General features: G+C 47.1%; 14 protein-coding genes. 1 reads left to right on the top strand and 13 read right to left on the bottom strand.

All coding sequences use genetic code 11. The features are described from left to right. Positions 1-2: 2 nt before the first annotated feature. The 13 genes from rpmC to rpsL all read right to left on the bottom strand — a co-directional run bounded on the left by rpmC (position 3) and on the right by rpsL (position 8,137). Positions 3-200, bottom strand: a complete 198-nt coding sequence (rpmC, locus tag lacNas_RS05670; protein WP_008460119.1) for a 50S ribosomal protein L29 — start codon at positions 198-200, stop codon at positions 3-5. Next, positions 190-633 (bottom strand): 50S ribosomal protein L16, encoded by a 444-nt coding sequence (gene rplP, locus lacNas_RS05675; RefSeq protein ID WP_002878205.1) that lies wholly within the window; start codon positions 631-633, stop codon positions 190-192. Before rplP ends, rpmC begins: the two co-directional genes overlap by 11 nt. Next, positions 633-1,304 (bottom strand): 30S ribosomal protein S3, encoded by a 672-nt coding sequence (gene rpsC, locus lacNas_RS05680; protein ID WP_201330232.1) that lies wholly within the window; start codon positions 1,302-1,304, stop codon positions 633-635. Before rpsC ends, rplP begins: the two co-directional genes overlap by 1 nt. 13 nt (positions 1,305-1,317) lie before the next feature. Beyond that, positions 1,318-1,671: a 50S ribosomal protein L22 gene (gene rplV, locus lacNas_RS05685; RefSeq protein ID WP_201330233.1), complete on the bottom strand. Its 354-nt coding sequence runs from the start codon at positions 1,669-1,671 to the stop codon at positions 1,318-1,320. A 20-nt stretch (positions 1,672-1,691) separates the two neighbouring features. Continuing rightward, positions 1,692-1,967, bottom strand: coding sequence for a 30S ribosomal protein S19 (gene rpsS, locus lacNas_RS05690; RefSeq protein ID WP_003620834.1), 276 nt, complete (start codon positions 1,965-1,967; stop codon positions 1,692-1,694). A 17-nt stretch (positions 1,968-1,984) separates the two neighbouring features. After that, complete coding sequence (gene rplB, locus lacNas_RS05695) at positions 1,985-2,821, bottom strand: 50S ribosomal protein L2 (RefSeq protein ID WP_201330234.1); 837 nt, start codon at positions 2,819-2,821, stop codon at positions 1,985-1,987. 25 nt (positions 2,822-2,846) lie between these two features. Beyond that, positions 2,847-3,143, bottom strand: coding sequence for a 50S ribosomal protein L23 (rplW, locus tag lacNas_RS05700; protein ID WP_201330235.1), 297 nt, complete (start codon positions 3,141-3,143; stop codon positions 2,847-2,849). Then, a complete protein-coding gene (gene rplD, locus lacNas_RS05705) occupies positions 3,143-3,760 on the bottom strand; it encodes a 50S ribosomal protein L4 (RefSeq protein ID WP_002878213.1) in 618 nt (205 codons plus the stop codon). Before rplD ends, rplW begins: the two co-directional genes overlap by 1 nt. A 14-nt stretch (positions 3,761-3,774) precedes the next feature. Continuing rightward, entirely contained in the window at positions 3,775-4,404 is a 630-nt protein-coding gene (rplC, locus tag lacNas_RS05710) for a 50S ribosomal protein L3 (protein WP_201330236.1), read from the bottom strand. A 25-nt stretch (positions 4,405-4,429) separates the two neighbouring features. After that, positions 4,430-4,738, bottom strand: coding sequence for a 30S ribosomal protein S10 (gene rpsJ / locus lacNas_RS05715; protein WP_008460094.1), 309 nt, complete (start codon positions 4,736-4,738; stop codon positions 4,430-4,432). A 387-nt stretch (positions 4,739-5,125) separates the two neighbouring features. Beyond that, entirely contained in the window at positions 5,126-7,210 is a 2,085-nt protein-coding gene (gene fusA, locus lacNas_RS05720; RefSeq protein ID WP_201330237.1) for an elongation factor G, read from the bottom strand. Positions 7,211-7,243: 33 nt separating this feature from the next. Beyond that, on the bottom strand, positions 7,244-7,714 hold the full coding sequence (rpsG, locus tag lacNas_RS05725) for a 30S ribosomal protein S7 (protein WP_002878218.1): 471 nt from the start codon (positions 7,712-7,714) through the stop codon (positions 7,244-7,246). 15 nt (positions 7,715-7,729) lie between these two features. After that, entirely contained in the window at positions 7,730-8,137 is a 408-nt protein-coding gene (gene rpsL, locus lacNas_RS05730; RefSeq protein WP_008460088.1) for a 30S ribosomal protein S12, read from the bottom strand. 227 nt (positions 8,138-8,364) lie between these two features. Between rpsL and lacNas_RS05735 the strand changes: the two genes are divergently transcribed. Beyond that, the coding region (locus lacNas_RS05735) for an HAD hydrolase family protein (protein ID WP_201346679.1) at positions 8,365-8,626 on the top strand (262 nt) is incomplete at its 3' end.

Consider the following 8,626-nt stretch of genomic DNA (forward strand, 5'->3'; position numbering starts at 1 on the left):
CACTAGTTTTGTTCTAATTCTTTTTCGCTCAATACAGTCTTGATACGAGCGATGTTCTTACGGACTTGGCTCAAGCGGGCGGTGTTTTCTAATTGACCGGTAGCTTGTTGGAAACGCAAGTTGAACAATTCTTCCTTGTATTGCTTTTCCTTTGCCAACAATTCATCAGTTGATAATGATCTGATTTCCTTAGTCTTCATTAGTTGCGCCACCTGCTTCCTGGTCTTCTCTCTTTACGAACTTGCACTTAATTGGAAGCTTGCTTGCTGCGAGGCGCATGGCTTCACGAGCAGTTTCTTCTGAAACGCCACCAATTTCGAACATGATCTTTTCTCTCTTAACTACAGCTACCCAACCTGCTGGTGCACCCTTACCGGAACCCATACGTACACCAACACCCTTAGCAGTGTAGGACTTTTGAGGGAAGATTCTGATCCAAACCTTACCACCACGCTTCATGTAACGAGTCATTGCGACACGGGCAGCTTCGATTTGACGGTTAGTGATCCAGTGGGATTCAAGTGCTTCAAGACCGTATTCACCAAATGCTACAGTCTTGCCACCCTTGGCAGCACCACGCATCTTACCACGGAATTCACGACGGTGTTTTACACGCTTTGGTACTAAAGGCATTACTTCTTACCTCCCTTTGAACGCTTTGCAGGTTGATTCTTGCGACCTGGCAGAATTTCGCCACGGTTGATCCAAACCTTAACACCGATTTCGCCGTAAGTGGTAAATGCGTTTACCCAAGCGTAGTCGATGTCAGCTCTTAAAGTATGAAGTGGAACACTGCCTTCAGTGTGCCATTCACGGCGAGCCATGTCAGCACCGTTCAAACGGCCTGCAGTTTGTACCTTGATACCCTTGGCGCCGGCACGCATTGAACGTTGTGCAGCTTGACGGCTGGCACGTCTGAACGCGATACGAGCTTCCAGTTGACGAGCGATGCTGTCAGCTACCAGCTTAGCGTCAAGATCAGGCTTCTTGATTTCAACAATGTTAATGTGAACTTGCTTGTTAGTCAAAGCGTTGATTTCCTTGTTCAAAGCTTCAACTTCAGCGCCGCCCTTACCGATAACCATACCTGGACGAGCAGTGTGGATAGCGATGTTTACACGGTTAGCAGCACGTTCGATTTCAACAGTGGATACGGAGGCATCCTTCAACTTTTCATCGAGGAACTTTCTGATCCGAAGGTCTTCGTTTAAAGTTTCCTTGTAGCCTCTAGCAGCGTACCATTTAGCTTCCCAGTCGCGGTTAACACCAAGACGGAAACCAATTGGGTTAATCTTTGAACCCATTCAAATACCTCCCTTAATCGTTCAATTCTGAAACAACAACAACTACGTGGCTGGTTCTCTTCATGATCGGAGAAGCTGAACCCTTGGCACGTGGACGGAATCTCTTCAAAGTAGCACCTTCGTTTACGTATGCTTCTGATACGTAAAGGTTTGCACTTTCAAGATCGTAGTTGTGTTCTGCGTTGGCAACTGCTGAACGCAAAACCTTTTCAACGATTGGGGAAGCAGCTTTTGGCGTAAACTGTAAAATCGCCAACGCTTCAGCAACGCTCTTACCCCGGATCAAGTCTACTACGAGACGAGCTTTTCTTGGGGCGATACGAACAGTTCTTGCTTCAGCTCTAGCTGAACTAATTTGTTCTGCCATTTATTGTTTCTCCTTCCTTATTACTTAGATGCCTTGTCGTCAGCCTTGTGGCCACGGAAGGTTCTAGTAGGTACGAATTCGCCCAGCTTGTGACCAACCATGTCTTCAGTTACAAAAACTGGAACGTGCTTTCTACCGTCGTAAACAGCGATAGTCAACCCTACAAAAGAAGGGAAAATAGTTGAACGACGTGACCAAGTCTTGATAACTTGCTTCTTTTCTGCGGCTTGTTGCTCGTCAACCTTCTTCAAAAGGTGGGCGTCTGCAAAAGGACCCTTTTTAATACTACGGCTCATTTAATTACCCCCTTCTCTTATTTACGACCCTTGCGGTGACGGATGATTAACTTCTCGCTAGCCTTCTTGGTGTCTCTAGTCTTAACACCACGTGACTTCTTGCCCCATGGAGTCATTGGTTGAGGACGACCAACAGGTGCCTTACCTTCACCACCACCATGTGGGTGATCGTTAGGGTTCATTACGGAACCACGAGATTGTGGACGCTTGCCCAACCAGCGTGAACGACCAGCCTTACCGATGTTGATCAGGGAGTGTTGTTCGTTGCCGACAGCACCGATAGTTGCGCGGCATTCTGAAAGAATTTCACGAACTTCACCGGATTGCAGACGAACTTGAGTGTACTTGCCGTCAACACCCAAAACTTGAGCTGAAGTACCGGCACTTCTTGCTACTTGGCCACCCTTGCCTGGCTTAAGTTCGATGTTGTGAACTTCAGTACCAGTTGGGATGTTCTTCAGTGGCAATGCGTTACCAACCTTGATGTCGGCATCTGCGCCTGATTCTACCCATGAGCCTACAGTCAAGCCCTTAGGAGCCAAGATGTAAGCCTTAGTACCATCAGTGTAGTGCAGCAAGGCAATGTTTGCTGAACGGTTTGGATCGTATTCGATTGCGACAACCTTAGCCTTAACGTTGTCCTTAGTACGCTTGAAATCGATGATACGGTATTGTTGCTTGTGACCGCCGCCACGGTGTCTTACAGTAATGTGACCGTATGAGTTACGACCTGCAGTCTTTGACTTAGAAGCAAGCAAAGTCTTTTCAGGCTTTGACTTAGTGATTTCTGCAAAGTCAGAAGAAGTCATATTACGACGACCGTTTGATGTTGGCTTGTAAACTTTAATAGCCAATTGACTGACCTCCTAATTACTTGATTTATTCGTTGTTTTCGTCTTTGAAAATCTTGATGTCGTTTGAATCTTCAGTTAAAGCAACGATAGCCTTTCTGCGACGGGCAGTCTTGCCAGTGTAGCGGCCTACGCGCTTTTCCTTGCCGCGAACGTTCATGATGTTCACGCTCTTAACCTTAACATCGAAGATTTCTTCAATAGCGTCGCGAACTTGAGTCTTGGTAGCAGTTAAGGCCACGTCGAAAGTGTACTTCTTGCTGTCCATCAAGTCTGCTGACTTTTCAGTGATAACAGGTCTTAAGATAATGTCGCGTGCGTCCATTAAGCCAATACCTCCTCAATCTTCTTAACGTCGTCTTGAGTCAAAACGAGCTTGTCGTAGTTAACGGCGTCTTCAACGTTCAAGCCGTTAACTGGAACGACCTTAACCTTTGGCAGGTTCTTGGCTGAAAGTTGTACGTTCTTGTCGTCTGAAACAACCAGAACCTTGCCTTCAAGCTTCAAACCGTTCAAGATGGCAACGAAGTCCTTAGTCTTAGGAGCGTCCAGAGTCAGCTTGTCCAGAACTACCAGGTTTTGGTCCAGCAGCTTTTGTGACAAAACAGACTTGATAGCCAAACGACGTTGCTTTCTTGGCATGCTGTATGCGTAGGAACGTGGAGTAGGCCCAAAGACAACACCACCGCCGCGCCATTGTGGAGCACGGATGGAACCTTGACGAGCACGACCAGTACCCTTTTGTCTCCAAGGCTTCTTACCACCACCGCGAACGGCAGATCTGTTCTTCACCTTAGAGGTACCCTGACGCTTGCCAGCTCTTTGTCTGATGATTGCATCAAAGACAACAGCTTCGTTTGGTTCAACGCTAAATACGTTGTCGTTTAAAGTTACTTCACCAGCGTTGTTGCCGTTTTGATCCATAAGTTTGAAATTAGCCATTTGAGTCCTCCTTCCTACTTGCCAGCCTTTGCAGATGACTTAACAACGATCAATGAGTTCTTGGCGCCTGGCACGTTACCCTTGATCATCAATACGTTCTTGTCTGCAACAACTTTTTCTACTACTAAGTTTTCAATAGTAACAGTCTTCACGCCCATGTGGCCTGGCAACTTCTTGCCCTTTGGTACACGGTTGATGATTGAACCCATTGAACCTGGGATTCTGTGGTAGCGTGAACCGTGAGTTTCTGGACCACGTGATTGGTGGTGGCGCTTGATGTTACCTTGGTAGCCATGACCTCTTGAAGTACCAGTAACGTTGACAACGTCACCTTCCTTGAACGTCTCCACAGTAACTTCTGAGCCGACTTCGTAGTCACTAAGCTCTACTCCGCGGAGTTCACGAATGAAGCGCTTAGGTGAAGTCTTTGCCTTATCAGCATGACCTTTTTCTGGCTTGTTGCTCAAAACTTCACGCTTGTCTTGGTAGCCCAATTGTACAGCTTCGTAACCGTCGTTTTCCACAGTCTTAACTTGCATAACAACGTTAGGAGTTGCTTCAATAACAGTAACTGGTACAAGGACACCATCTTTAGTGAAGATTTGAGTCATGCCAACTTTTCTTCCTAAGATTCCTTTGGTCATGATTACACCTCTTTCTATCTAAAAATTAAAGTTTGATTTCGATGTCTACACCGCTTGGCAGATCGAGCTTCATCAGTGAGTCAACCGTCTTAGGGGTTGGGTTCAAGATGTCGATCAAGCGCTTGTGGGTCCGCATTTCGAATTGTTCACGTGAGTCCTTGTTCTTGTGTGGTGAACGCAGAACAGTGAACAAAGTTCTTTCAGTTGGAAGCGGAACTGGACCTGAAATTTCAGCGCCAGTTCTCTTCGCAGTGTCCACAATCTTAGCAGCTGATTCATCGAGAATGCTGTGTTCGTAAGACTTTAATCTAATACGAATCTTTTCATTTGCCATCTAATTACCTCCTATACGTCTTCTTTAAATAAGATGACTAGCTCGGCGAAAATTCCCTGCACAACCACTGTGGCAATGCAGCCTGGTGTGCCGCAACCTTCCGCGTCGAAGCTAACTACAATTTGTACTCAGAGGGCATTTCCCCTCACAAAAGCACTTTATCTAGTATAAGGCCTCATGCCTTAAATAGCAAGGGTTTAGCCCTACTTTTTTGGAAAAAATTGCTGCAATTGCTTTCTCAAGCAGGCAAATTTTTTTCTTCCTTTTATTGTATCGGCAGCTGCTGAATTTTTTCTCAAAAAACAAAAAATCCTACCAACGACACTCCTGTGTCATTGATAGGATTCTTCTTTCAGCCCTAGTCCAGAGCCGGAATCATGCTAAGCCTTAAGCGTTGCCGCCGCGCTTCTTGATGATTTCAGCTTGGATTGACTTAGGACATGGTGAGTAGTGGTCCATAACCATCGTGAAGGTACCACGGCCTTGAGTGGATGAACGCAGAGTAGTTGCGTAACCAAACATTTCTGACAATGGAACCATCGCGTTGATGACCTTGGCACCTGCCCGGTCTTCCATACCTTCCATTTGGCCACGACGAGCAGTGATTGAGCCCATAACGTCACCAAGGTATTCTTCTGGAGCGATGACTTGAACCTTCATGATTGGTTCAAGGATAACAGCGCCGGCCTTTGAAGCAGCGTTCTTCAGAGCCAATGATGCGGCAACCTTGAAGGCAGCTTCACTTGAGTCGACTTCGTGGTATGAACCGTCGTACAGCTTGGCCTTAACGTCGATCAATGGGTAGCCAGCCAGAACACCGTTCTTCATGGCTTCTTGCAGACCAGCGTCAACTGATGGGATGTATTCACGAGGAACTACACCACCGACAATGGCGTCTTCGAATTCGTAGCCCTTGCCTTCGTTTGGAGTAAATTCAATCCAAACGTCACCGTATTGACCCTTACCACCGGACTGACGAACAAACTTACCTTGAGCTTGAGTCGGTACAGTGAAGGTTTCACGGTAGGCAACTTGTGGTTCACCGATGGTTGCTTCAACGTTGAATTCACGCTTCATACGTTCAACCATGATGTCCAGGTGAAGTTCACCCATCCCGGAGATCAAAGTTTCACCAGTTTCTGGGTTGGTTTCAGCCCGGAAAGTTGGGTCTTCTTCAGTCAGCTTTTGCAAAGCGACGTCCATCTTGTCACGGTCAGCCTTTGACTTAGGTTCAACTGAAACTTGGATAACTGGAGCTGGGATGTCCAGGCTTTCCAGAATCAACGGGTGAGCTGGGTCAGTCAATGAGTCACCAGTAGTGGTGTTCTTCAGACCGATGGCACCAGCGATGTCACCTGAGAAGACTTCTGGGATTTCAGTTCTTGAGTTGGCGTGCATTTGCAGCAAACGACCAACACGTTCACGTTGGTTCTTTGAAGCGTTCAAAACGTAAGAACCTGATTCCAAGGAACCAGTGTAAACACGGATGAAAGTCAAACGACCAACGAATGGGTCAGTAGCGATCTTGAAGGCCAAGGCAGCAAATGGCTTGTTGTCGTCAGCCAGCAATTCTACTTCGTTGCCGTCCTTGTCGTGGGCAACGTATGGCTTAACGTCAAGTGGTGATGGCAGGTAGTCGATGACACCGTCCAGCATCATTTGAACACCCTTGTTCTTGAAGGCTGAACCAGCAAATACTGGGAAGGCCTTCAAGTCCAAAGTTGCCCGGCGCAAAGCAGCCTTAAGTTCTTCGTTGGAGATTTCTTCACCGCCAAGGAACTTTTCCATGATGTCGTCGTCAACTTCAGCGATCTGTTCGATCATTTCTTCACGACGGCTTTGAGCTTCTTCCTTGTATTCGTCAGGAACCGGAATAGTTTCCCAGTTTGACCCCAGCTTGTCTTCGTCGTAAACGTCGGCAACCATGTCGAACAAGTCGATGACGCCTTCGAATTGGTCTTCAGCACCGATAGGCATTTGAACGGCGATAGCGTTAGCGTTCAAACGTTCATGCAGACTGTTGACTGAGAAGTCAAAGTTGGCACCGATCTTGTCCATCTTGTTAACGAAGACGATCCGCGGAACACCGTAGTTTTCAGCTTGACGCCAAACGTTTTCAGTTTGCGGTTCAACACCTGACTGAGCGTCCAGAACAGTTACGGCGCCGTCAAGGACACGCAGGGAACGTTCAACTTCGATAGTGAAGTCAACGTGTCCTGGGGTGTCGATGATGTTGATCCGGTGGTCCTTCCATTGAGCAGTAGTGGCTGCGGAAGTGATCGTGATCCCACGTTCCTTTTCTTCTTCCATCCAGTCCATTTGTGAGTCACCTTCGTGAGTTTCACCAATTTTGTGGATCTTACCAGTGTAGTAAAGGATACGTTCAGTAGTAGTAGTCTTACCGGCGTCGATGTGGGCCATGATACCGATGTTGCGAGTCTTCTCTAATGAGAATTCACGTTTGTTAGCCATAATTTTCTATCTCCTTAGATAACGAGCACTAGATTAGAAACGGTAGTGAGCGAAGGCACGGTTGGCTTCTGCCATACGGTGCACGTCTTCACGCTTCTTAACGGCTGAACCAGTGTTGTTTGAGGCATCGATCAGTTCGTTTGCCAAACGTTCATCCATAGTGTGTTCGTTACGCAGGCGGGAGTATGAAACAAGCCAGCGCAAAGCCAAAGTAGTTTGTCTTTCTGGACGAACTTCTACAGGAACTTGGTAGTTTGAACCACCGATACGGCGAGCCTTAACTTCCAAAACTGGCTTAACGTTGTTCATGGCTTCTTCAAAGACATCCATTGGTTCCTTGCCAGTCTTGTCCTTGATGATGTCAAAAGCGTCGTACAGGATTGATGAAGCTTGAGCTCTCTTACCATCCTTCATCAAGTGGTTGATCAGCTTAGTAACCAGCTTTGAGTTGTAAACTGGGTCTGCTAAAACGTCTCTCTTTGAAACATGACCTTTTCTTGGCATTATTTAAGTCCTCCTTTAACCCTTCTTAGCGCCGTACTTGGAACGACCTTGCTTTCTGCCGTCAACACCAGCAGTGTCAAGGGCACCACGAACGATGTGGTAACGTACACCAGGAAGGTCCTTTACACGGCCCCCACGAATCAAAACAACGGAGTGTTCTTGCAGGTTGTGGCCTTCACCTGGGATGTAGGCAGTAACTTCAGTCAAGTTTGAAAGACGTACACGAGCGTACTTACGCAAAGCTGAGTTAGGCTTCTTTGGCGTCATAGTGCCGACACGAGTCGCAACCCCACGCATTTGTGGTGCTGGGTTGAAGACTTGTTCCTTCTTCATGCTGTTGTAGCTGTAGTTCAAAGCTGGTGACTTTGACTTAGTCGTCTTTGAGTGACGGCCTTTTCTAACCAATTGATTAATGGTTGGCATTAACTAGTTCCTCCTAAATTTATATATCATTTTGTTCACATATCCGGGAGTTTCTTTTTTGCCTCGCGGAGTAATCTTCAAAACATACATCTGTTATTGTACTCCATTTAATCCACAATGCAAAGCTTTTTTTCAACAAATTCCGCTTGATGACAGCGCTTTCCTGCTGTGTTAAGATTGTTTTTAAGCTAAGAAGTTTAACTTAAGCAAGGAAATAGAGGTAAAAAATGATCAAACTTATTGCATTAGACACTGACGGCACCCTGCTCAACTCCCAGGGACAAATTCAATCCAGCAGCAAGGAGGCCATCGCCAAGGCGCTCGCCCGCGGCGTCAAGGTCGTGCTCTGCTCGGGTCGGCCAATTGCCGGTCTGGCTCCTTACATGAACGAGCTGGGGATCACCGGCCAGGACCAGTACGCCGTCACGCTTAACGGCGCCATCAGCCGCCGGGCCAGCGGGGAAATCATGACCAGCGACTTGATCGCCA

The organism is Lactobacillus nasalidis (genome assembly GCF_016587775.1).
Lineage (GTDB): Bacteria > Bacillota > Bacilli > Lactobacillales > Lactobacillaceae > Lactobacillus > Lactobacillus nasalidis.